Source organism: Neorhizobium fuzhouense, from assembly GCF_042611105.1.
Lineage (GTDB): Bacteria > Pseudomonadota > Alphaproteobacteria > Rhizobiales > Rhizobiaceae > Neorhizobium > Neorhizobium galegae_A.
In genome coordinates this window covers 1-23,421 of record NZ_JBHFFP010000023.1, presented here as the reverse complement: position 1 = coordinate 23,421, position 23,421 = coordinate 1, and the positions used below count along the sequence as shown (strand labels likewise).

The 23,421-nt window shown below is 61.1% G+C and carries 23 protein-coding genes; 20 read left to right on the top strand and 3 right to left on the bottom strand.

The window, feature by feature from the left end; translation table 11 throughout:
• Positions 1-271: 271 nt before the first annotated feature.
• Entirely contained in the window at positions 272-1,348 is a 1,077-nt protein-coding gene (locus tag ACEXP3_RS24035) for a LacI family DNA-binding transcriptional regulator (protein WP_377299711.1), read from the bottom strand.
• Positions 1,349-1,590: 242 nt separating this feature from the next.
• Between ACEXP3_RS24035 and ACEXP3_RS24030 the strand changes: the two genes are divergently transcribed.
• From ACEXP3_RS24030 to ACEXP3_RS24000, 7 genes are all read left to right on the top strand, one after another.
• Positions 1,591-2,571: a substrate-binding domain-containing protein gene (locus tag ACEXP3_RS24030; protein ID WP_210107261.1), complete on the top strand. Its 981-nt coding sequence runs from the start codon at positions 1,591-1,593 to the stop codon at positions 2,569-2,571.
• A 113-nt stretch (positions 2,572-2,684) separates the two neighbouring features.
• The gene (locus tag ACEXP3_RS24025) at positions 2,685-4,178 is read left to right on the top strand and encodes a sugar ABC transporter ATP-binding protein (protein ID WP_377299710.1); all 1,494 of its coding nucleotides are present in this window, start codon (positions 2,685-2,687) and stop codon (positions 4,176-4,178) included.
• Complete coding sequence (locus tag ACEXP3_RS24020; protein WP_210107259.1) at positions 4,171-5,187, top strand: ABC transporter permease; 1,017 nt, start codon at positions 4,171-4,173, stop codon at positions 5,185-5,187. Before ACEXP3_RS24025 ends, ACEXP3_RS24020 begins: the two co-directional genes overlap by 8 nt.
• Positions 5,184-6,179: an ABC transporter permease gene (locus tag ACEXP3_RS24015; protein ID WP_377299709.1), complete on the top strand. Its 996-nt coding sequence runs from the start codon at positions 5,184-5,186 to the stop codon at positions 6,177-6,179. Before ACEXP3_RS24020 ends, ACEXP3_RS24015 begins: the two co-directional genes overlap by 4 nt.
• A 1-nt stretch (position 6,180) precedes the next feature.
• Positions 6,181-7,029, top strand: a complete 849-nt coding sequence (locus ACEXP3_RS24010) for a sugar phosphate isomerase/epimerase family protein (protein WP_377299708.1) — start codon at positions 6,181-6,183, stop codon at positions 7,027-7,029.
• 32 nt (positions 7,030-7,061) lie between these two features.
• Complete coding sequence (locus ACEXP3_RS24005; RefSeq protein ID WP_210107256.1) at positions 7,062-7,727, top strand: nucleoside triphosphate hydrolase; 666 nt, start codon at positions 7,062-7,064, stop codon at positions 7,725-7,727.
• A gap of 54 nt (positions 7,728-7,781) precedes the next feature.
• Positions 7,782-8,651: a D-psicose 3-epimerase gene (locus tag ACEXP3_RS24000; RefSeq protein WP_210107255.1), complete on the top strand. Its 870-nt coding sequence runs from the start codon at positions 7,782-7,784 to the stop codon at positions 8,649-8,651.
• 94 nt (positions 8,652-8,745) lie between these two features.
• Here the strand turns inward: ACEXP3_RS24000 and ACEXP3_RS23995 are convergent, their stop codons facing one another.
• A complete protein-coding gene (locus ACEXP3_RS23995; RefSeq protein ID WP_377299707.1) occupies positions 8,746-9,555 on the bottom strand; it encodes an inositol monophosphatase family protein in 810 nt (269 codons plus the stop codon).
• A 304-nt stretch (positions 9,556-9,859) separates the two neighbouring features.
• On the opposite strand from ACEXP3_RS23995, the gene ACEXP3_RS23990 reads away from it, so the two are divergent.
• From ACEXP3_RS23990 to ACEXP3_RS23945, 10 genes are all read left to right on the top strand, one after another.
• Complete coding sequence (locus ACEXP3_RS23990) at positions 9,860-11,209, top strand: ABC transporter substrate-binding protein (protein ID WP_210107253.1); 1,350 nt, start codon at positions 9,860-9,862, stop codon at positions 11,207-11,209.
• A 102-nt stretch (positions 11,210-11,311) separates the two neighbouring features.
• Positions 11,312-11,863, top strand: coding sequence for an SIS domain-containing protein (locus tag ACEXP3_RS23985; protein ID WP_377299706.1), 552 nt, complete (start codon positions 11,312-11,314; stop codon positions 11,861-11,863).
• A 66-nt stretch (positions 11,864-11,929) separates the two neighbouring features.
• Positions 11,930-12,844 (top strand): carbohydrate ABC transporter permease, encoded by a 915-nt coding sequence (locus ACEXP3_RS23980; RefSeq protein ID WP_377299705.1) that lies wholly within the window; start codon positions 11,930-11,932, stop codon positions 12,842-12,844.
• Positions 12,844-13,662 (top strand): carbohydrate ABC transporter permease, encoded by an 819-nt coding sequence (locus tag ACEXP3_RS23975; RefSeq protein ID WP_377299704.1) that lies wholly within the window; start codon positions 12,844-12,846, stop codon positions 13,660-13,662. The genes ACEXP3_RS23980 and ACEXP3_RS23975 overlap by 1 nt, the downstream gene beginning before the upstream one ends.
• The gene (locus tag ACEXP3_RS23970; RefSeq protein WP_377299703.1) at positions 13,659-14,564 is read left to right on the top strand and encodes a sugar phosphate isomerase/epimerase family protein; all 906 of its coding nucleotides are present in this window, start codon (positions 13,659-13,661) and stop codon (positions 14,562-14,564) included. Before ACEXP3_RS23975 ends, ACEXP3_RS23970 begins: the two co-directional genes overlap by 4 nt.
• An 18-nt stretch (positions 14,565-14,582) precedes the next feature.
• Positions 14,583-15,581: a sugar-binding transcriptional regulator gene (locus tag ACEXP3_RS23965; protein WP_377299702.1), complete on the top strand. Its 999-nt coding sequence runs from the start codon at positions 14,583-14,585 to the stop codon at positions 15,579-15,581.
• 53 nt (positions 15,582-15,634) lie between these two features.
• Entirely contained in the window at positions 15,635-16,717 is a 1,083-nt protein-coding gene (locus ACEXP3_RS23960) for an ABC transporter ATP-binding protein (RefSeq protein ID WP_377299701.1), read from the top strand.
• Positions 16,718-16,734: 17 nt separating this feature from the next.
• Positions 16,735-17,772: an NAD(P)-dependent alcohol dehydrogenase gene (locus ACEXP3_RS23955; protein ID WP_377299700.1), complete on the top strand. Its 1,038-nt coding sequence runs from the start codon at positions 16,735-16,737 to the stop codon at positions 17,770-17,772.
• Positions 17,773-17,801: 29 nt separating this feature from the next.
• Positions 17,802-18,530, top strand: a complete 729-nt coding sequence (locus ACEXP3_RS23950) for an SDR family oxidoreductase (RefSeq protein ID WP_377299699.1) — start codon at positions 17,802-17,804, stop codon at positions 18,528-18,530.
• Positions 18,531-18,563: 33 nt separating this feature from the next.
• Positions 18,564-20,174 (top strand): FGGY-family carbohydrate kinase, encoded by a 1,611-nt coding sequence (locus tag ACEXP3_RS23945; protein WP_377299698.1) that lies wholly within the window; start codon positions 18,564-18,566, stop codon positions 20,172-20,174.
• A 183-nt stretch (positions 20,175-20,357) separates the two neighbouring features.
• Here ACEXP3_RS23945 and ACEXP3_RS23940 read toward each other — a convergent pair whose 3' ends face one another.
• On the bottom strand, positions 20,358-20,846 hold the full coding sequence (locus ACEXP3_RS23940) for a nucleoside deaminase (protein WP_377299697.1): 489 nt from the start codon (positions 20,844-20,846) through the stop codon (positions 20,358-20,360).
• Positions 20,847-21,313: 467 nt separating this feature from the next.
• Between ACEXP3_RS23940 and minC the strand changes: the two genes are divergently transcribed.
• From minC to minE, 3 genes are read left to right on the top strand one after another with little or no spacing between them, the layout of a single operon-like run.
• Entirely contained in the window at positions 21,314-22,045 is a 732-nt protein-coding gene (gene minC / locus ACEXP3_RS23935) for a septum site-determining protein MinC (protein ID WP_377299696.1), read from the top strand.
• Between the two features lie 29 nt (positions 22,046-22,074).
• The gene (minD, locus tag ACEXP3_RS23930) at positions 22,075-22,890 is read left to right on the top strand and encodes a septum site-determining protein MinD (protein WP_210107242.1); all 816 of its coding nucleotides are present in this window, start codon (positions 22,075-22,077) and stop codon (positions 22,888-22,890) included.
• Positions 22,887-23,147: a cell division topological specificity factor MinE gene (gene minE, locus ACEXP3_RS23925; RefSeq protein ID WP_210107241.1), complete on the top strand. Its 261-nt coding sequence runs from the start codon at positions 22,887-22,889 to the stop codon at positions 23,145-23,147. Before minD ends, minE begins: the two co-directional genes overlap by 4 nt.
• Positions 23,148-23,421 lie beyond the last annotated feature (274 nt).

Sequence of the window (23,421 nt, the reverse complement as noted above, 5' to 3'; positions counted from 1 at the left end):
CCCGAAACGCAAGCACGTCAGAAACGGAATGATGTCACCCGTCGAGTTCGAGAAGCAGCAGAAAATCTAACCCGAGGGTGTCTACGAAACTCGGGGCTATTCAGTGAAAGGCGACGATAACGGCCTTACGTTTCGAGAAGCGTTCTGAGGCTATCTTGGCCATGTCTATCGCACGACGGACGGCCTCTGTCGTCGTGGCGCTCCCATGAGGAACCCGGTCCGTGCGCATCCTTTGATTCAGAAGACAAGCATGCTCCATCAGAGTCTCCGATCAACCATCTTCGGGGGACGCAACGCTATCCTTCAACTCGTCCAGCGGTCCTTCGAGCGCCGTGCGGGGCAGGACAAGCTGCGGTTCGATGAGGACGATGCGGGGCGCATCTTCTGCTGAGTCCAAGAGTTCAAACCCTTTTTCCAGCATCTCGGAAATGTTCGGCCGGATCATGTACACGGGGAAGGGAAGGAAGGAGCCGAAGGGGTCGTAATCGAAGCAACCCACGACGATATCGCCAAAAACTTCGCCGTCGTGCTTGCTCATGAAGCGAAGCAGCCCTTCGAAATTGACCGATGAATTGATGAAAAAGCACCGCGGCAGGCGGCCGTGGCGCTCATAGAAGCGCTCGAAGGCAAGGGCCGTGATGCTTGGCGAATAGCCGGTGCTCTCCATGTCGTCGCCGAGGCAAGTTCCGAAGATCTCGGCCTTTGCGGCGTGAAAGCCGATGATGCGTTCGCGGCTGGCATGGTCGTCGCGGCCGCCGAACATATAGACATCGTCGGCCGTCAGAGGGCCTGCCTGCTGGGCATGCCGAATGATTGCCAGCGTGAGCGCCTTGGCGCCCTGCCTGTTGTCGGAAATGACGGACGAGGCGAGTTTCCCCGGAAGGTCGATGTTGACATGCGGCAGGCTTGCCCGCGCGCACACCTTGTGAACGCCATCGGGATCTGTCGCGCCCGCGATGAACAGGAGATCAATCGAATAGGCGACAAGCGATTCGACGGTCCGGCGCTCTTCTTCCGGATCGCGTCGTCCCGCGACCACCACCGGCATCAAGCCGCGTTTGCGCGCCTGCGCTTCAAACGTTTGCGCCATCGTGGAAAAGAAACGCGTGTCGTAGATGGGCAGGAGCAATCCCGCCAGTCCCGACCGGGAACTCCTCAGCGCCCTGGCCTGCTGGTTTGCGGTATATTTGTGCTCCTGCGCCAGCAAGATGATCCGGTTGGCCGTCTCTTCCGAGATCCTCCGCTTGCGCCAGGTGCCATTCAACACAGCGCTCACCGTCGAGGCCGACGCGCCCGATTTGACCGACAGGTCGTAGATCGTTGCCTTCCTCTGTTCCTTCTCAGTCATGCCGGAATCACCTCCCCCGTCTTGTACGTTGTAGATGCCAGCCCCTCTTGACGAAAGCCCGCTTGGTGATAATGTGCGTGCACCATCGATTGTGCAACCTAGAAATATCGATTGTGCAGGTGGTTCGCTTGAGGAGCGACGCTGGAGGGGCCTGTGACAGGCATCGTAGATCCAACGCCAGGGCGCGAGCTCTTGCAGGCATGTCTTTACGCGTCAGGGATAGTTTTGAAGAGGAGGACCCCATGAAGAGAATTATGTCAGTCGCGCTCGGCCTTTCGCTGGCGCTCTTTACTTCCACCGTGTCATTCGCTGCCGAAACCAAGATCGGCGTCGTCGTGAAGATTGGTGGCATTCCGTGGTTCAACGCCATGGAGGCCGGCATCAAGGAGCAGAGCGCAAAGCTCGGGGTCAATGGTTTCATGGTGGGCCCCACCAGTGCCGATCCGGCCTTGCAGGTCCGCGCCATCGAGGACCTGATTGCTCAGAAGGTTGACTTTATCGGCGTCGTTCCGAACGACTCCAAGGTGCTGGAGCCGGTGCTGATGAAGGCGCAGGCCGCGGGCATCAAGGTCATCACGCACGAATCGCCGAAGCAGGCGGGTGCGGACTGGGATTTTGAACTGGCATCCGCGAAGGGTTTCGGTGAGGCCCACGGCAAGCTTCTGGCCGAAAAGATGGGCGGCAAGGGCTCCTATGCCGTCTTCGTCGGCTCGCTGACGGTGCCGTTGCACAATGCCTGGGCCGATGCGGCAATCGCCTATATCAAGGCAAATTATCCCAACATGAAACTCGTCGGTGACCGTTACGGCGTTGCCGAAGATCTCGACAAGAGCCGCTCCACGGCGCTCGACCTGATGTCGGCCAACCCGGATCTCGCAGGCTTCATGGCATTTGGATCGCAGGGGCCGATCGGCGCCGGACGCGCCGTCGAAGAGCGCCGCAAGGACGGCAAGGTCTTCGTCGTCGGGCCGTTCTCGCCGGGGCAGGGCGCCAAGCTCATCAAGAGCGGCGCATTGACGGGCGGCTTCATGTGGAACCCGAAGCAGGCCGGCGAAGTCTTCGTGACGCTTGCCGACCGCATTGCCAAGGGGCAGGCGCCGAAGGCCGGTGAGACCATCGACGGTCTCGGCACCATTACGCCCGAAGGCAACACCATCATCGTCGATCAGCTTCTGAAGATCGACAAGGAAAGCATCGACAAACTGGTGTCGATGGGGCTCTGATCCTCCCGGAGCTGCAGGGGTCGCGCGGGCGACAGCGTCCGCGCGACCCCATTTTCAATAAAAACAAGACAGTCGAATGGTCACGGCAAGCGTGGTCAGACGGAGTACACGTTATGTCGGGCGCACATCCGCTTCTCTCCCTGAAAGATATCAAGGTTACCTTTGGCGGCGTGCGTGCCCTCAAAGGCGTCTCCTTCGAGGTCAATCCGGGCGAGGTCCATTGTCTGGCCGGTGAAAACGGTTGCGGCAAGAGCACGCTCATCAAGGTCATCACCGGCGTTTACAAGCCGGAAGAGGGCGCCGAGTTCCTGTTCGACGGCAAGCCGATTGCCGCGATGACGCCGACACTCGCCCAGTCCTTAGGGATTCAGGTGATCTGGCAGGACCTGGCGCTTTTCGGCGAAATGTCTGTTGCCGAAAACATCGGTTTCCAGCTTGCCGTGAACGGCAAATACGGCCTCATCGACAAGCGCGCCATCGACGCTGCGGCGGAAAAGGCCCTGGCGCGTCTCGGCGTCAATCTTGATATCCATCAGCCGTTGAAGGATCTGCCGATCGCCCAGCGCCAGATCGTGGCGATTGCCCGTGCGCTGGTGGGCGAAGCGCGCCTCGTCTTCATGGATGAGCCGACGGCGTCTCTCACGCAATCGGAAACCGATTACCTGATCGAGATCGTGCGCAATCTCTCGGCTTCCGGTGTTGCCGTGGTTTTCGTGTCTCACCGCCTGGCGGAGGTGCTGGAAATCTCCGACCGCATGACAGTGCTGCGCGATGGCTCGCTCGTCGGTGTCTATCCGGTCGAAGGCATGACCCAATCCCGCGTGACCGAATTGATGACTGGCCGCAACTTCGACAATGCCGTGATTGCCACCGACCATGACGACGCACCCGTCGTTCTCTCGGTCCGCAACCTCACGCGCCATGGCGAATTCAGCGATGTTTCCTTCGATTTGAAGCGCGGTGAAACATTGGGCATCACCGGCCTTCTCGGGGCGGGCCGCACGGAACTGGCGCTGACCCTGTTCGGTATGCGCGCGGCCCATTCCGGCGAGATCCTGCTCGAGGGAAAGGCGGTCAGCTTCGGCTCCAACCGCGATGCGATCCGCGCAGGCATTGCCTATCTTTCCGAGGACCGACTGTCGCTCGGCCTCAATCAGCCGCAGTCCATCGCCGACAATCTTGTCATGGCGTCGCTCGACCGTATCCTGTCGGGTGGCCTCATTTCGCCGTTGCGAAAGGCAAAGGTCGTTTCGCGCTGGATTTCGGAACTCGGCGTCAAGATCGGCACGCCGGATGACCCGATCCGCACTCTTTCAGGCGGCAATCAGCAGCGTGTGGCGATTGCCAAATGGCTGGCGATCAGCCCCAAGATCCTGATCCTCGATGCCCCGACCGTCGGCGTCGATGTCGGAGCGCGTGCCGGCATCTTCGAGATCGTCCGAAAACTGGCAGCCGAAGGTCTGTCGATCATCGTCATTTCCGACGAAGCGCCGGAAGTCTATTTCAACACCGACCGCGTCATCCACATGGCGGAAGGCCGCTTCCAGGCGGTTTACGACCCGCGTCAAATCTCGCTTACAGAATTGGAGTCCGCCGTCTATGCGTAGGCTCGTCTCAGGTCATACGACCGAATTTACCCTGCTTGCCGTGATGGTGCTGCTTTGCATCGGGCTGTCCTTTGGCACCGATCGGTTTTTCACCATCTCCAACGCCTTTGACGTGCTGAACGTCTCGGCCGTCAACATCATCTTCGCGGTCGGACTGCTTGTCGTGCTGATCTCGGGCGGCATCGATATTTCCTTCGCCGTCGCCGCCTCGGTCGTCCAATATGTTGCGGTTCTCGCGCTTGCAGCACTCGGCGGCGGCAATTGGGCCGAAGGCTTCATCATTGCCGGCGTGGTCGGCATTGGCCTTGGGCTGATCAATGCCTTTTTGGTCTATCGCCTGCAGATCATTTCGATCGTCGCAACCATCTCGACCTTCAACATCTTCTTTGGCCTGTTGATGTTCTTCACCAAGGGCGTGTCGATCTACAACCTGCCGGACTGGCTTTCCAACCGTGTCGTGTTTTACGAACATGAGATGGCGGATGGCTCCTGGGTGGAACTCACGCTGCCGGTGGTGGTGATGGTGCTCTGCTGCATTGCCACCTCCTTCATGATCTCGCGCACGACGACCGGCCGCAAGCTTTATGCCTTCGGTGACAACCCGGAAGGTGCACGCCGCTTCGGGATCAATATCGGCGCCATGCATTACATCTCCTTTGGCTGGATGGGGCTGATGGCGGGTATCGCCGGGCTCATGCAGGCGCATTACGCGCAGGAAGTGGTGCCGAACGCCCTCTATGGCCGCGAGCTTGATGTTCTGGCCGCGACCGTCCTTGGCGGGGCGCGTCTCGGCGGCGGCAAGGGTTCGGTGCTGGGTTGCGTGCTTGGCGTGCTGCTGGTCTCGATTACCCAGAACGGCCTCAACCTGATGGGCGTCTCTCCCTTTGCCTTCAAGATGATTGTCGGCGCCATCATCCTTGCAGCCATCACGCTCTCGTCGGCCCGCTTCGACAAACTCCTGCCTGATGCCCTGAAAAGCTCCGCACGCAAAGGAAGCCAGCGCTCATGAAGACCTTTGTCCAGAAGTTCAATGCCACATTCGGCGCGGATATGGGCGGCCCGGTGATTGCATTTATCGCCGTGATGCTGATCTTTGGCCTCGCAGCGGATAATTTCCTGTCATTCGGGACCTTTGGGTCGGTTGCGTTCCAGCTTCCCGAACTCGGCCTGTTGACGCTTGCCATGCTGCTGCCGCTTCTGACCGGCGGTATCAACCTGTCGATCACCTTTACCGCCAATCTTTCGGGACTTGCGGCGGCATGGGTGCTGCAGGCGCATGGTGGTGCGGACGCTCCGTTGAGCGCCTTCGTCTTCGCCTGTGTGGCCGCGCTTGTGACCGGCGCTGCTGCCGGCGCCTTGACCGGTGCTGCCATCGCCTACACCCGCGCGCATCCGATCCTCGTCACCCTCTCGATGATGATCTTTCTGCGGGGGCTCGGCGAGTTCCTCACCCGTGGCGGCGACGTGTCGGGCTTTCCCGCCTTTGTGGCGCCCATCGGCCATGGATCGTTTCTCGGCCTTCCCATCCCGCTCCTGATCTTCCTTGTCTGCGTGGCCGTCTGGCATGTCCTGTTGACGCGCAGCAAGCTCGGCTTCGGCCTGCTGATGATCGGCTCCAACATGGACGCGGCAGACTATTCCGGCCTCAACACGCGCAAGATCGTTGTCCTCGTCTACACGCTGTCGGGGATCATGTGCGCGGTTGCCGGCATCATCATGCTTGCCCGTTTCAATTCGGTGCGCGTCGGCCACGGCGAATCCTATCTGCTGATTACCGTGCTTGCGGCCTTCTTGGGCGGTGTCAATCCGTTCGGCGGGTTCGGTCGGGTGCTGCCGGTCTTCGTCGCCCTCGTCGTCCTGCAGCTTCTGTCATCCGGCCTCAACCTGATGGGCGCCAACCAGCACCTGGCGACGGCTCTCTGGGGCGTTTTGATGATCGTGGTCATGGCTGCGCGCACACTGGCATCCCGCTATCGCATTTTCACGAGAAAGAAGGCCTGACGTGCAGGGACTTGGCATACATGCAATGATGTGGACCACGGTGTGGGACCACGCAGGGGCAGAGCGCGCCATCGAAGGTGCCGCCCGCTACAAACAGGATTTCATCGAGATCCCTCTGATCGATATTCCGTCCGTCGATGCCAAACACAGCCGCGGCCTGCTGGAAAAGCACGCGCTTCGCGCCGCCTGCTCGCTGGTCATGCCAGAGCATGCCTGGCCCTCGCGGCGTCCGGATGCAGCAATCGAGCACCTGAAATCAGCCCTCGACACGGCGGCCGCGATGGGCGCCGAGGCGCTGACCGGCGTCACCTATGGTGGCACCAACGAGCGGACCGGTTTTCCGCCGACGGAAGCGGAATACGACAACCTGACGCGTGCGCTTGGAGCTGCAGCGACACACGCCAAAAGCCTCGGACTTCAGTTCGGCATCGAAGCGGTCAACCGCTATGAGAACCATCTCGTCAATTCCGCTGCCCAGGCCGTTGCGCTGGTCGAGCGGATCGGTCTCGACAATGTCTTCGTCCACCTCGATACCTTCCATATGAACATGGAAGAAAAAGGCGTGGCAAACGGTATCATCGCGGCCCGTGAACACCTCAAATACATGCATATGTCGGAGAGCGACCGGGGAACGCCGGGTTACGGAAACGTGCCGTGGGATGCGATCTTCGCGGCACTCGCCGCCATCGGCTTCAAGGGTGCGCTGACGTTGGAAAGCTTCGCGGCGATGCCAGTCGAGATGGCGGGCGCCATCTCCACATGGCGTCCGGTCGCCCGCGATGCCGAACAGGTCTTTGAAGACGGCCTTTCATTCCTGCGCAACAAGGCGGTTCAGTACGGGCTGGCGTGAGCCGCGCCGGAAAGATAGCGAGGAGGTATTCAATGGCTGATACGGGTTCAACGGGCATCGCGGCAACGGCAAAAGCCATTGCCGAGGCCTCTTTCGAGCGCTTCAATGCGTTCGGTCGACGGCGGATTCTGGTCGCCATTGCCGGCGCGCCGGGCTCTGGCAAATCGACGCTGGCCGAACATGTCGTCGATCTCCTGGGAAAAGATTTTGGCGCGCAAGCCGCGCTCTTTCCCATGGACGGCTATCATTACGACGATGCCGTGCTGAACGAGATGGGTCGGCGGCCCTTCAAGGGCGCCATCGATACCTTCGATGCGCATGGCTTCCGCCATATGCTCCAGCGTCTCAAGGCCAATGAAGACGATGTCATCGCCGTTCCCGTTTTCGACCGGTCGATCGAGATCGCGCGGGCCGGCGGCCGGCTCATTGCGCAATCGACGGAGATCATCGTCTGCGAGGGCAACTATCTCCTGGCGCAGCAGGCGCCGTGGGACCGGCTGAAGCCGATCTTCGACCTTACCGTTTTCGTTGACGTTGACGTCGATGAATTGCGCCGTCGTCTTCAGGAGCGCTGGCGTGGCTTCGGTTTGCCCGCAGAGGAAATCGCCCAGAAGGTCGAGAAGAACGACCTGCCGAACGGGCTCTTCATCATGTCAAACAGCGCAGAGCCCGATCTGCGCGTGAATAACAGCGCCTGAGCCTGCCTCAAAGTCCGGCAGCCCCTTGGGCGTCATTATCAAAGGGAGTCATCCATGAAACACGGAATTTACTATTCGTACTGGGAGCATGAATGGAGCGCGAAGTTCGGCCCTTACGTCGAGAAGGTCGCCAAGCTTGGCTTCGACCTCATCGAGGTGGCTGCGCACCATATCAATGAGTACAGCGATGCCGAGCTCGCCACCATCAAGCAGAGCGCCATCGACAACAACATCATTCTGACGGCCGGCATTGGTCCGTCGAAGAGCAAGTATCTGTCGTCCCCCGACGCGGACGTGCGTGCAGCCGGCAAGGCGTTCTTCGAAAAGACGCTCACCAATGTCGCCAAGCTGGACATCAAGACGATCGGTGGGGCCCTGCATTCCTACTGGCCGATCGATTATTCGCAACCGGTCGACAAGGAAGGCGACTGGGCGCGCGGTGTTGAAGGCATTCACGGCATTGCCGATTTTGCCAACAATCTCGGCATCAACCTGTGCATCGAAGTGCTGAACCGCTTCGAAAACCACGTTCTGAACACGGCCGCCGAAGGCGTTGCCTTCGTCAAGCAGGTCGGCAAGCCAAACGTCAAGGTGATGCTCGATACGTTCCATATGAACATCGAGGAAGACAGCTTTGGCGATGCGATCCGCACCGCAGGCCCGCTTCTTGGCCATTTCCATACCGGCGAAAGCAATCGCCGCGTTCCCGGCAAGGGCCGCATGCCATGGCATGAGATCGGTGCGGCGCTGCGCGAGATCAACTACACCGGCGCCGTCGTGATGGAGCCCTTCGTAAAGACCGGTGGCACGATCGGTTCCGACATCCGCGTCTGGCGTGACCTGAGCAATGGGGCCGACGAAGCCCGGATGGATGAGGATGCACGCAATTCGCTGGCGTTTTCGAGATTCGTCCTCGGCGGCTGATTTGCCGGCCTGAATACGTTCCTGCGCAAGACTGGTTCTCCGATAGGAAGAGCCAAGCTTGCGCAGGGACAACGCGACCTTTTCAGGCGTTCGGTCACCGATCGTCTTCGCGCGCTGCGCTGATGCGCTTAAGGTCGTCGAAGACAGTTTCGTTTCCGGCCCAGATCTCTCCCGGCTCCGTCAGGCTGCCGGCAAATTCCGCCCGGCCGCCTGCCTCGCGGATCAGCACGATCCCGGCCATGCAGTCCCAGCAGAACAGGGTCGGATCGTAGTAGCCGGCCAACCGGTTGGCCGCGACATAGGCCAGCATCAGCGCGCCCGACCCGACCCGGAAGAGGACGCCGCCCTCCTGATAAAGGCGGGTGACGAAACCACCGACCTGCCGCGGATCGGCTCTCTCGGTGCCGCCAAAGCCGACCGTTGTCGAACGGATCGTCCAGTCCGGATTGATGGAGAGCGGCTTGCCGTTCAGCGTTGCGCCTCCCCCCGACCGCCCCACATAGATCTCGTCGAACATCGGGGCCGCAACCACCCCGATCACCGGTTCACCCGCATGCATCACGGCCACCGAGACCGTCCAGTTGGGCTGGCCGACCAGAAAGGCCATGGTGCCATCGATCGGATCGATCACCCAATCGTAGCCGGAACTGCCGCTCGTTGATCCCGCTTCTTCGCCCACGATGCCGTCGGCGGGGAAGTGTTGCTGGATCGTCGCGCGCAGATAGGTCTCCGTCGCTTCATCGGCGGCGCTGACGATATCCTGCGAGGACGCCTTTTCGGTCCAGCCCAGCTTTTCCGGATGCGCCAGGAATGAGCGCGCCATTTCCCCTGCCGCACGCGCCATCCGTTCGGCAAGCGCTGCGCGGGCAGCCAGTTCGCTGGAATTGCCGTGCTGATGGTTCATGGTGACCTCCCTCGCTGACGTCGAGACAGCATAAATCGGCAATCAATGCTATTGCAAATGTAAAAATACAGATGTATCGATAGTGCGTCCCGCCGGGAGGGTTAACGGGCCTAACACATTGATATAGCGTAATATACGCATGCGAAGTGCGGGCGGCGAAGCTGTGTCTTTTGGTAGGCTTGCGGACACGAAGACGGTTTTAGGTGTGCTGGATGGAGGCGCTGAGGCGCGCCTGACGGCTCCCGTTTGTCTGAAGATTGAACAGGGCTGCCGGGGAGGCCGCCTTCACCATAGGAGGAGTGGAATGAAACGTCTGTTGAAAATCTGCGCAAGCGTGCTGGCCCTGACGGCGGCAACTGCGAGCATGCCGCTTGTCGCCCATGCAGACTGGCTTGAAGATGCGGCCAAGCCCCTGAAGGGCACTGAAATCAGCGGCATCTTCCTGGATCGCCCCGGCTACCGCGCCATCATCAAGCTCCTGCCGGAGTTCGAGAAGAAGACCGGCATCAAGGTCAATTACGAAATCGTGCCTTACGAAAACACCCGCGAGAAGGAAGTGCTGAACTTCACCTCGCAGGGCGACCTCACGATGGCGCTGGTGGACCTGGTCTGGATCGGCGAGTTTGCCGAAAACGGCTGGATCGATCCGATCGAAAAATACACCAAGGACAAGTCGATCACCGACCCGAACCTGAAGCTCGACGGCTTCTTCCCGCTTCTCTTGGATGCCTTCGGCTCCTGGGGCGGCAAGACCTATGGCCTTCCCTTCGACAACTATTCCGGCCTGCTGTTCTATAATTCCTGCAAGCTGAAGGAAGCCGGTTTCGACAAGCCGCCGGCCACCTGGGACGAGTTGATGAAGGTCTACGCCCCCAAGCTGACGGACGCTTCGAAGAACCAGTATGCCTATGCGCTGCAATCGCTGCGCGGCGAAACCCAGTCGGCTGACAGCTTCATGCGCTTCCTGTGGCCGTTCGGCGGCTCGCTGCTCGACAAGCAGTTCAAGTCGAACCTGATGAGCAAGGAAAGCCAGACCGGCCTCAATTTCCGTCAGGACCTGATGAAATACATGCCGCCGGGCATCGTCAGCTTCGACCATGCGGAAGCCGTCAACGCGCTTGCCCAGGGTCAGGTCGCAATGATCACCGAATGGTCGGCCTTCTACGGAACGCTGGTGGATCCCGCGACCTCCAAGCTGGGCGACTGCCTGGCCGTCGGTCCTGAACCGGCCGGTCCCGCCGGTCGTCTGCCGGCGCTTGGCGGCTTCTCGCTGGCGGTCGCAGCACAGGCCTCCGAAGCGCAGAAGAAAGCCACCTGGCTCTTCATCCAGTGGGCCACCTCGGAGGATATTGCCAAGTCCTACGTGGAAGCAGGCGGCGTCTCCGGCCGCATGTCGGTCTATAACGACCCGGCCATCAAGGCGAAGTACAAGTTCGTAGAGCCCATGGTTGCTTCCTGGCAGAAGGGCGTGCCGGAATTCCGTCCGCGCTTCCCGGCATGGCCGGCCATTTCGGAAGTGGTTGCCGAATGGGGCTCCAAGATCATGCTGGGCCAGGTGTCTGTCGAAGCAGGCTCCAAGGAAATCGGCACCCGCATGGAAGATATCCTGAAGAAGGAAGGCTACTACGACGGCAAGAAGAAGCTGCTGCAGTAACCCCTGACATCCTCCGACACCTCCCAGGGTGTTTGCTAAGGCAGATGGTGGCGCTCCGTCGCCACCATCTGCCGCCTTCTCTGGATCCTGCGGAACCACATCATGCTTCATCTTCATGAAAAGGCGCTGGCGGAACTTGGCAATTGTCTCGCGGGTATCGATGGCAGCCAATTCGACGCGGCAATCCATGCGATCGCCACGGCCAATCGTATCGCTCTCTATGGGGTGGGCCGCGAGGGGCTCCAGATCAAGGGGCTCGCCATGCGCCTGTTCCATCTGGGCCTCAACGCATCGGTGGTAGGGGATATGACGACCCCGCCGCTTGGCAAGGGCGATCTGTTGATCGTTTCGGCAGGCCCCGGCGACTTTTCCACGGTCTCGGCGCTGATGGGAGTGGCAAAGGCTGCCGGTGCCCGCGTTCTTGTGGTGACGGCACAACCGGCCGGTGACGCTGCAGCCCGCGCAGATCTCGTGCTGCATGTGCCGGCACAGACAATGGCCAATGATCAAGGTGCCGGCACCTCGGTGCTGCCCATGGGGTCGCTTTACGAGGGCGCGCTTTATGTTGCCTTCGAACTGCTGGTGCTGGGCATCCGCGACACGCTCGGCGTGACGCCTGCTGCCATGCGCGCCAACCATACCAATCTGGAATGAGAAAACAGGCGCGGCTCCCTCATGGGCTCCGCACCCCTTCCATCAGGGCATGAACAGGATAAGTCGATGACGAGCATCACGCCGCCACCCCAGGTCAGACCCAATCGCGGTTACGGCCGATGGACACCGTTCTGGTTTCTGGCACCGGCTGTGTTCACGCTGTTTGTCATCGGCATCTATCCCACCATCTTTGCGCTGGTCACATCGTTCAGGCGCTACAACATCGCGCGCCCGCGGGATGGCTTTCCGTTTGTCGGCCTGGAAAACTACACATCCGTGCTGACGGACGGCACCTTCTGGGCCTCGCTGTTTCTCACCGGGCAATTTTACGTCACGGTGCTGCCGATCGAGATCGCGCTGGGTCTGGTAATTGCGCTTCTCTTGCACAAGCCGGGCATGGGCTTCTTGAAGTCGCTGGCGCGCGTCACGCTGGTGGTGCCGCTTGCCACCACCTATGCCGTGGTTGGTCTCATCGGCCGCCTCATCTTCAACCGTGATTTCGGCGTCGCAAACTGGTTTCTTGATCTCTTCGGCATTGGCGCGCTGGACTGGCTTGGCTCCCAGACCGGTGCCTTTGCTGCGATCGTCATCATGGATATCTGGCAGTGGACACCGTTCTGCGCCCTCATTTTCCTCGCCGGCCTTTCCATGGTGCCGGGGGAAATCGAGGAAGCGGCGCGTCTGGAAACATCCTCCAAATGGGCAATGCTGAAACATGTGCAACTGCCCTACCTGATGCCAGGCCTGACTGCGCTTCTGATCCTGCGCTCGGCCGACGTTCTGAAGCTGTTCGACATGGTGTTCGTGATGACCCGCGGCGGTCCCGGTTCGGCAACCGATCTGGTGTCCGTCTACATCCAGCGTGTCGGGTTCCGCGTCTTTGATCTTGGAACGGCCTCGGCTCAGGCCATCCTGCTCCTCATCATCACCATCCTGATCAGCCGTCTTTACATCCGCGTACTCTACAAGGAGGTCAATTGATGCGCTTCTCCTCGGGCAAGATCCTCCACGCCATCGGGTTGACCGCGGTTATCCTGTTCACGCTGTTTCCGTTCTACTGGATGGTGTCGGCGAGCTTCAAAACGCAGGCCGATATCCTGGCATCGCCACCCGTCTGGGTGTTTGCGCCGACGCTCGATCATTACCGGGAAATCTTTGCGGATTCCAAGGTGATCGGCGCGGTCGGCAATTCGCTGATCATTGCCACCGCCACCACGGCATTGGCCGTGCTTCTTGGCGCACCCGCCGCCTTTGCGTTGGCCCGCTATGAATTTCGCGGCAAGTCCGACTTGTGGTTCTGGTTCATCTCCAACCGCATGACGAGCCCGATCGTTCTGGCACTGCCGGTCTATATCCTGGCGCTGCAATTGAAGATGCTCGACACGCATCTGGTGCTGATCCTGATTTATCTCACCTTCAACCTGCCGATCGTGGTGTGGATCTGCACGGACCAGTTCAAATCAATTCCGCCGGATCTGGAACAGGCCGCACGTCTGGACGGGGCCGACCAGTTCACCATCTTCCGCAAGATCTATCTGCCGCTCGGCGCACCGGGCATTGCGGTCTCGGCCATCTTCTCCTTCATCTTCTCCTGGAACGAGTTGCTCTACGCTCTCGTGCTCACACGCCGCGACGTGCAGACAGCCCCCGTCGTCGCGACCAGCTTCATGTCCGGCTATGAACTGCCCTGGGGCAAGATCATGGCGACCGGCACGGTCATCGTTCTGCCCGTTACCATTTTTGCACTCATCGTATCGCGCCACATGGTGCGTGGCCTCACCATGGGAGCGACCAAATGAGCAGTGCAAATCCGTTCGGCATCAACCTGTCCTTCTGCGTCAAACGGTGGGTGACGCCGCAACTCTGGGCGCCCGTTGTGCGCGACCAGTTGGGCCTCGACCTCATCCAGTTCTCGTTCGATCTTCTCGATCCCATGTGGCCGTCGCCGCTCGTCTCCCGGCATGCGCGCGACATACGTAACGCCGCAGGTGACCATGGCATCACCATTGACAGCGCCTTCATCGGCCTTGCCCATTACACCTTCAACCAGCTGCTCCATCCGGATGAAGCGGTGCGTGATTACGCCGAACAATGGATGGAACGCGCCTATGGATTTGCCGCTGAAGCGGGCATTGCCCGGGTTGGCGGGCCGCTGGGGGCAATCGCCTCCCGCGTGGATGGCAGCGAGGCTGCCAGCATCGACGAGCGCGATTATAAAAGCCTGGTCGAACGCATGCTGCGGCTTGGTGACAAGGCAAAGGCCGCAGGCCTCAGCGAACTCTATGTCGAGCCGACGCCGATGCGCCGGGAATGGCCGTGGACGGTCGATCAGGCGCGGCAGATGATGACGGACGTGGCCGGCAGCGCAACGCCGTGGAGCCTCTGCGTCGATTGGGGTCACGGGACCTTCCAGCCGCTTTACGGCTCCGATGCCGATACCATGGAGCCGTGGTTTGCCGGGCTGACCGACGCCATTACCGCCGTGCATATTCAGCAGACGGATTATCAGTTCGACCGCCATTGGGATTTTACCGAGGCGGGCAGGGTGGATCCGATGGAGGCCCGCAACCTCTTGGCTCGCACGGGGCTTGCACAATCTCCGGTATTCCTTGAAGTGTTCTATCCCTTCGAACTGGATAGCAAATCCATACTGGACTCACTCAAGGCATCGGTCCTGTCTCTCAAGCAGGCTTTTGCCTGATCAAGGAGACGAATGACGATGGCAGCCAAGGGATCAGACAACAGCAATGCAGTCCTTGAGGACATGGACGCGCAGCAGATCCGCGCCCGCGTCGCCTGGCTGTATTTCATCGGCGGTCTGACCCAGCAGGAGATCGCCGACCAGCTCGGTCTGACGCGGCTGCGTGTCAACAAGACGCTTGGCCAGCTGCGAAACGACGGCTCGGTGGTCGTCGATATCCGCCTGCCCATGGCCAAGTGCATTGAGCTTGAGCAGAGGCTCCGCGAACGGTTTCATCTGGAGGACGTCTGCGTCGTTCCCACGCTCGCCGACGATCTGGAAAACCAGCGGGCTGTCGGTGATGCGGCCGGCGGCATGCTCGACAGGCTTCTGGAAGACGGCATGGGTCTTGGGGTCGGGTGGGGCAAGACCCTGACGGCCGGGCTTAAACGTCTGACGCCCCGCCCGCTTCCCAACAGCTGGGTCACCTCCATCATGGGCGGGCTGACGCGCGGGTCGGGCTCCAGCACGTTCGAGGTCGCGACAGGCTATGCGCGGGCGATTGCGGCGGAATGCTATTATCTCACCGCGCCGCTTTATTTCCCGTCCGCCGAGAGCCGGGAGGCACTGCTCTCCCATCACGGTATTCGCGAGACCATGCGCCGGGCCCGTTCCGTGGATGTTGCCCTGGTCTCCTGCGGCGATATGACCGCCCGTTCGCTTCTGGTGCAGACACCGACGGTTTCCGAGAACCTTGAGGGTATCCTGGCGGCCGGGGCCGTGGGAGATCTGCTGGGTGTTTTCCTCGATGGCGATGGAAAGCCGGTGGACCATCCCCTCAACGAGCGCGTGCTGTCCGTCTCGCCGGAGCAGCTGAAATCGGTGCGCCACTCCATTCTCGCCTCCGGCGGCTGGTACAAGGTCAATATCATCCGCGCCATCCTGCGCGGCGGTTACATCAAGCGTCTGGTGACGGACGAAAAATGCGCCAGTGCCCTTCTGGATGCGGCGCATCCCCCTCGAAACGATAGCCAATAGAAGAACTTGTCCCGCGCCCTGCCGGGATACGACGTGATTGGGAGTGAAAGAGCATGACGTTCCTGCAGTTGGACAACATCAAGAAGACGTTCGGGGAGCTGAGCGTCATCAAGGGTGTGAACATATCCGCCTCCAAGGGGGAATTCGTCGTGTTCGTGGGGCCTTCCGGCTGCGGCAAGTCGACCTTGCTGCGCATGATCGCAGGCCTTGAAGACGTCTCCTCCGGCACGCTCTCCATCGATGGCAAGGTGGTGACCTATGAGGAGCCGGCCAAGCGCGAAGTGTCGATGGTCTTCCAGTCCTATGCGCTCTATCCGCACATGAGCGTGTTCGAGAACATGGCCTTCGGCCTGCGGATGGCAAAGCTGCCGGAGGACGAGATCAAGCGTCGGGTGAGCGAGGCCGCCCGCATTCTGCAGATCGAGGCGCTTCTGGAACGCAAGCCGCGTGCCTTGTCCGGCGGCCAGCGCCAGCGCGTGGCGATCGGTCGTTCCATCGTTCGCAATCCGAAGATTTTTCTGTTCGATGAGCCGCTCTCGAACCTCGACGCGGAACTGCGCAGCCAGATGCGCGTCGAAATCGCCAAGCTTCACCGCAAGCTGGGCGCGACCATGGTGTATGTGACGCATGACCAGGTCGAGGCCATGACGCTGGCGGATCGTATCGTCGTCCTGCGGGCCGGTCTTGTCGAGCAGATCGGTTCGCCGACGGACCTCTACGATCGCCCTGCCAATACCTTCGTTGCCGGCTTCATCGGCTCGCCCAAAATGAACTTCCTGACGGCGAAGGTTTCGGGTGCCGATGCATCGGGCCTTCAGCTTGAACATCCCGCTTTCGAAGGCGGCACGCTTTCTCTGGCTCACGGCTCGGCTTCCAAGGTTCGTTCCGGCGACACATTGACCGTCGGCCTTCGCCCCGAACATCTCGATGTGGCTTCCGCAACGCCGCTGTTGCGGTTGACGGCGGATTTTGCGGAAAACCTGGGCGGCTCGACGCAGATTTATGCCCGAACAGGCGAGGAGACGGTCATCATTGTTGCGAACGGTCGGCCGGAGCTTAACTCCGGCGGCCCGATCGCGGCTGGAATAGACCCCCGCCACATCTATCTCTTCACGCCGGATGGGCTGGCACTCTGACCTCAGGAACGAAAAACATGAAAGCTCTTGTTCTGGAACGCAAAGGCGAACTGGCAATTCGCGATATCGATCTGCCGCGCGCGGTTGGTCCCGAGGATGTGAAGATTGCCATCCACACGGTCGGCGTCTGCGGCAGTGACGTGCACTACTATACCCACGGCGCCATCGGGTCTTTCGTGGTGAAAGAGCCGATGGTTCTCGGCCATGAAGCGGCCGGCACGGTCATCGCAGTCGGTTCCGCGGTAAAGACGCTGAAGGTGGGCGACCGGGTCTGCATGGAGCCGGGCGTCCCCAACATGGCCTCGCGCGCCTCCAAGCTCGGCCTCTACAATGTCGACCCGGATGTGCGCTTCTGGGCAACGCCGCCCATCCATGGCGTGCTGACGCCGGAAGTGGTTCATCCTGCGGCCTTCACCTACAAGCTTCCCGATAACGTTTCCTTTGCCGAAGGCGCGATGATCGAACCCTTTGCCGTCGGCATGCAGGCGGCAACCCGCGCCCGCATCACGCCTGGAGACGTGGCCGTGGTGATCGGATGCGGTCCGATCGGCATCATGACGGCGATTGCCGCACTGGCCGGCGGCTGTTCACGCGTGATCATTTCGGATCTCAGTGCTCCCAAGCTTGCCATTGCCGGGCAATATGCCGGCATTACGCCCGTCGACATCACGCAGACGTCGCTCACGCAAACCGTTGCCGACGCCACGGCTGGCTGGGGTGCCGATATCGTGTTTGAGGCAAGCGGCAGCCCGAAGGCCTATGCGGGCATTTTCGATCTCCTGCGTCCGGGCGGAACGCTGGTGCTGGTGGGCCTGCCGGTCGAGCCGGTGGCCTTTGATATTCCCGCCGCGATCTTCAAGGAAGCACGCATTGAAACCGTCTTCCGCTATGCCAACAATTTTGACCGCGCGGTCAACCTCATCGCCTCCGGCAAGGTCGATCTGAAGCCGCTGATCACCGACACCTATGCATTCTCCGAGAGCATTGTGGCCTTCGAGCGGGCGGCGAAGGGTCTTGCGGACGATGTGAAGCTGCAAATTCGGCTCATCGATTGAAGGCGGCCGAACCCGACGGGAGTGTCATCATGACGAGTAGTTTGAACGGCAAGGTCGCGGCGATCACCGGTGCAGCGTCGGGGATCGGACTTGCCTGCGCCCGCAAGCTCATGGACGAGGGCGCGACGGTCGTGCTCATCGACAGGGCAGAAGACAAGCTGCGCTCGCTGTGTGCCGAGCTTGGCGAACGCAGCCGTATGCTGGTTGTCGATCTCCTCGATGGTCCGCAGGTTTCCGGCCTTTTGCCGCGGATTCTGGATGTCGCCGGAGACCTCGACATTTTTCACGCCAATGCCGGTGCCTATGTGGGCGGCGCGGTGGCAGAGGGCGATCCCGACGTCTGGGACCGCATGCTGAACCTCAACATCAACGCCGCCTTTCGCAGCGTGCACGCGGTCCTGCCGCATATGATCGCCAGGAAAAGCGGCGATATCCTGTTTACCAGTTCGGTGGCGGGTGTCGTGCCGGTGGTCTGGGAGCCGATCTATACGGCGTCCAAGTTTGCCGTGCAGGCCTTCGTGCACACCACCCGCCGCCAGGTGTCACCGCATGGCGTGCGCGTCGGTGCCGTTCTTCCCGGGCCCGTGGTGACGGCGCTTCTCGATGACTGGCCGAAGGAGAAAATGGAGGAGGCTCTCGCCAACGGCAGCCTCATGCAGCCGCAGGAGGTGGCCGAGGCGGTTCATTTCATGGTGTCTCGTCCACGCAATGTGGTCATTCGGGATCTTGTGATCTTGCCCAATAGCGTCGATCTATAGCGGAACTGCAGTGAGTCGCCGAAGGAGTAGGGCATGAGTGGTTCCAGGTATTTTATCGGGGTTGATGTCGGCACGGGCAGTGCACGCGCCGGTGTCTTCGATGAAGAAGGCCAATGCCTTGGAACCGGCAAGCGCGACATCGAGATCTATCGCGATCACGCGCATATGGTTGAGCAATCGAGCGCCAATATCTGGCAGTCCGTGTGCCATTCGGTGCGGGCTGCCGTGGACGCGGCCGGGATCTCCACGCAAAGCGTCGTGGGCATCGGCTTTGATGCCACCTGCTCGCTTGTGGTTTTGGGTGAGGGGGGCAAATCCCTGGCGGTTGGCCCCTCGGAGCGGCCGGAACGCGATATCATCGTGTGGATGGACCATAGAGCCATCGGGCAGGCGGAGCGGATCAATGCGCAGGGTCATGACGTCCTGCGCTATGTCGGAGGCCGCATTTCACCCGAGATGCAGACGCCCAAGCTGCTGTGGCTGAAGGAACATCGGCCGGAGACGTTTGCCGGCGCCTGGCAATTCTTCGATCTGGCGGATTTCCTGACCTGGCGTTCGACGGGAAGCCTTGCACGATCCACCTGTACGCTTGCCTGCAAGTGGACCTACCTTGCCCATGAACGTCGCTGGGACCCGGATTATTTCCGCCAGATCGGCCTTAGCGAACTGGCCGACGAGGCGTTTTCCCGGATCGGACAGGAGATCGTCGAGCCTGGTACGCCGGTCGGGCAGGGCCTCACGGAAGCTGCAGCGCATGATCTTGGCCTGCCTGTCGGAACGGCGGTTTCGGCCGGGATGATCGACGCCCATGCCGGCGGTATCGGCACGGTCGGCATCGGCGGGACGCCTGAGCTCAACATGGGTTACGTCTTCGGCACGTCCTCCTGCACGCTGACCTCGACCACTGATCCGAAATTCGTGCCCGGTGTCTGGGGACCCTATTTCTCGGCCATGGTTCCCGGTCTGTGGTTGAACGAAGGCGGACAGAGCGCCGCCGGTGCGGCGATCGATCAACTGGTGAGTTTTCATCCGGCTTTCCCGGAGGCTAGCGAACGGGCGCGTGCGCTCGGCGTGCCGCTTCCGGTGATGCTGGCGGATCTGGCGGTTGCAAAGCAGGCCGAGGCTTCTGAGGCAGTGTCCCTTGCCAGGGGGCTTCATGTCGTGCCGGAGTTTCTCGGCAATCGCGCACCATTTGCCGATCCCGCCGCGCGTGCCGCGATTGCAGGCCTCGGCATGGAACGGGATCTCGACAGCCTGATCGCGCTTTACGTCGCCGGCGTCTGCGGCATCGGCTATGGCCTGCGGCAGATCATTGAGGCGCAGGCGCAGGCAGGCGCGGACGTGCAGCAAATCATCATCAGCGGCGGTGCTGGTCAGCATGATTTCACCCGGCAGCTTCTTGCCGATGCCAGCGGCAAGCCGGTGATCGCGCCCCAGACCCTTGAGCCCGTTCTCCTGGGCGCAGCCTTGCTGGGGGCTACGGCGGCGAAAAGCTTTGCTGATCTGAAGCAGGCGATGCAAGCCTTGAGCCGGCCGGGCCGCGTCTACCAGCCCGCCGTCGGAGAGATACGGACGACCCACAAGAACCGCTATTCCGCCTTCTGCACTCTGCAACTCGAACTGCGGAAAATGCGGGACTTTTGACGTCGCTTCCCCCAGGTGAGCAAAGGCGATGACACGCACGAACGCCAGGCTGGCTGACTGTTTCCCGGTTCTGTTTGGCGTTCGTGATGGGCATCTGCACCTTGCCGCGACACTGCGCCCGGCGCGTCAAACAAGTCAGCTGCGTATCTGAAGGAGCGCGGCGATATAGCCCTTGGCTGGCTTTTACCAGACGCCCTCGTGCAGTCTGGCCGCCTCTTCGGCAAGGAGCGGGCCGATGACGTTGACCCGCCGCTGACCGGCGTCGAACACCGTGCGGCAGGGCAGGTCGAGTGTCGGATTTTCCGGATGATCGCCGGTTATGCGTTTGAGGTCGCTTTCGGCAAGGCCGAAGACGACGGTGCCGATGCCGGCCCAGTAGGCGGCACCAGCACACATCGCGCAGGGCTCGGCGGATGTGTACATCGTGCACTGCGCCAGAAAATCCGGCCGATAGGCTTGCGAGGCGCGCGTCATTAGCACCCGCTCGGCATGACCCGTCATGTCATGGTTCGGGTGATAGGCATTTTGCTGTTCCATCAGCACGACCCCATCCGGACCGACGAGGATGGCGCCAAACGGATGATTGCCCGCTTCTCTTGCTCGCATCGCCACGGCAAATGCCTGGCGTAGGAAACCGTCGTGATCCCAGCCAGCCGGTGTGTCTTGCGCCATGCCGTCGCTCCCGCCTCCATTGTTTCTAGGTAAACCTGCGCGAGAAGAACACCCCTGACAAGCACCAAATCTCGCCCGTATCGTTCGGAAAATCGCAACAGGATGGCGGCCGTGGCAGGCAGAGGATCTCGGCCTGCTGAGCGCGCCACAAGCTCGCCCTGCGATTCGTTTGAACATCGCGCATCAGACAGAAGGCACGATGCGGTGGCAGAGGTGCTTGCGGAAGTGATTGCGTCCCGTCTGTTGTTACGATGACACAGGCAGCTCCAACCCCCTGCCATACAAGGCTTTCGTCCCGAGCCGGCAGGGTTCACTCGATCGTTAACCCGAAGCTTGCGCGAAATTTCCTCATGAAATCAAGGGAGCCCGCAAGGATTGCAGGTCTGCGCAAGCTTCGCCCATGCTCCATCGTTAACCCTTTGTTAACCATGCCGGCGCTAGGCATGATCAACGATTTGTTTACGTAGATGACCAAAGTGCTAACAGACGCCCGCTCCATCCGCATCAAAGGCCGCTCATTCCTGGCGGTGGTCCTGTCTCCGGACATGCCGCTCGACGACTGGCTGACGCGCCTTGACGATCTGGCGAAGCGCTCGGCCGGGTTTTTCCTCGGACGGCCGGTGGTGCTCGATGTCACGGACCTTGGCCTCGACCGGGCGCAGATGAAGGAATTGATAGCGGCCCTTGGCGAGCGCAATGTCAGCATCATGGGCATCGAAGGGGCGCGTCATTCCGCCATCGGGCCCGGCATGCCGCCGGCGCTGAAGGGCGGACGCCCGGCAGGCGATGTCGAGGTGCCGGAAAATGAGGCTCCCGTGGAGACGGCGAAGGTCGACAACCGGCCCCAGATCGCAGAGCCCCGGCAGACGCTGCAATCGCTGGTGATCCGCGAACCGGTCAGGTCCGGGCAATCGATCATCTTTACCGAGGGAGACGTGACCGTCGTCGGCTCGGTGGCCTCGGGCGCGGAAATCATCGCCGGCGGTTCGGTGCATATCTACGGCGCGCTGCGCGGGCGGGCCATGGCGGGATCGGTGGGGAACGCATCGGCCCGCATCTTCTGCCGCAAGCTCGAAGCCGAGCTGGTGGCGATCGACGGTGTTTACAAAATGGCCGAGGATCTGGCCCCCGAGCTTCATGGACAACCGGTCCAGCTATGGCTCGAGGGCGACGCGATCATCGCCGAAAAACTGATGTGAGCCGCATGCGGCAAGAACAGGAGAGCAAGATGGGCAAGGTAATCGTCGTCACGTCAGGCAAGGGCGGGGTAGGCAAGACCACTTCGACAGCAGCCCTTGGAGCCGCGCTTGCGCAGCGCAATGAAAAGGTCGTCGTCGTGGATTTCGACGTCGGGCTTCGCAACCTCGATCTCGTCATGGGCGCCGAGCGCCGGGTCGTCTATGATCTGGTCAACGTCATCCAGGGCGATGCCAAGCTGCCGCAGGCGCTGATCCGCGACAAGCGGCTGGAAACCCTGTTCCTGCTGCCGGCCTCGCAGACCCGTGACAAGGACAATCTGACGGCTGAAGGGGTCGAGCAGGTGATAGGCGAGCTGAAGCGTTATTTTGACTGGGTCATCTGCGACAGCCCGGCCGGTATCGAGCGCGGCGCAACCCTTGCCATGCGCCATGCCGATGTCGCCGTGGTCGTCACCAATCCGGAAGTCTCGTCCGTGCGCGACAGCGACCGCATCATAGGGCTCCTCGATTCCAAGACGCTGAAGGCCGAACGCGGCGAGCGGATGGAAAAGCATCTGCTGCTTACCCGCTACGACGCCAACCGCGCCGAGCGTGGCGATATGCTGAAGGTCGAGGATGTCCTGGAAATCCTGTCCATCCCGCTGCTCGGCATCATCCCGGAAAGCTCGGATGTGCTGCGCGCTTCCAATATCGGGGCACCGGTGACGCTGGCCGACGCCCGTTCGGCTCCTGCCATGGCCTATTTCGAAGCGGCCCGTCGTCTGGCCGGCGAAGCGCTGCCGGTTTCCATGCCGGGCGAAAAGCGCGGCATCCTCAGCAAGATTTTCGCACGGAGAGCCGCATGAGCATTTTCAAGCTTTTCCGCAAGCAGGTCTCGGCGCCGATGGCGCGGGAACGGTTGCAACTGCTGCTCGCGCATGAGCGCGCCTCTGCCGGCTCGGATCTTGTCGCGATCCTGCGCGAGGAAATTCTGGCCGTCATCGCCAAGCATGTACAGGTCGACAGCGACAAGGTGCGCGTCAAGGTGGACCGCGACGAGCATGTGTCGATCCTGGAGATCGACGTGGAAATCCCGCGGGATGCCGGCCTGATCGCTGCCTGACCGCCCAATCCAACCAAAATTCTGCAAAAGGCCATCCGTTCGCGGGTGGCCTTTTTCCGTTTCCGGAGGACGGCTGGACCCTGGAAAGGCGTTGACGGGGGAGGAGAGCGCCCCGGCCTCGCGCCTTCGATGTCCAACGCCCCGGCCGTTGACCCTTATCCGGCCTGTTGTGCCGACGTCTCCGGTGCCTCTTTCCGCCTCCCGCAGGGTTATGTCGCTTTTGCGCCGAAATTTCCCCCATTAAATCAATGCCTTGCGAGTTTTTCTGCGATTT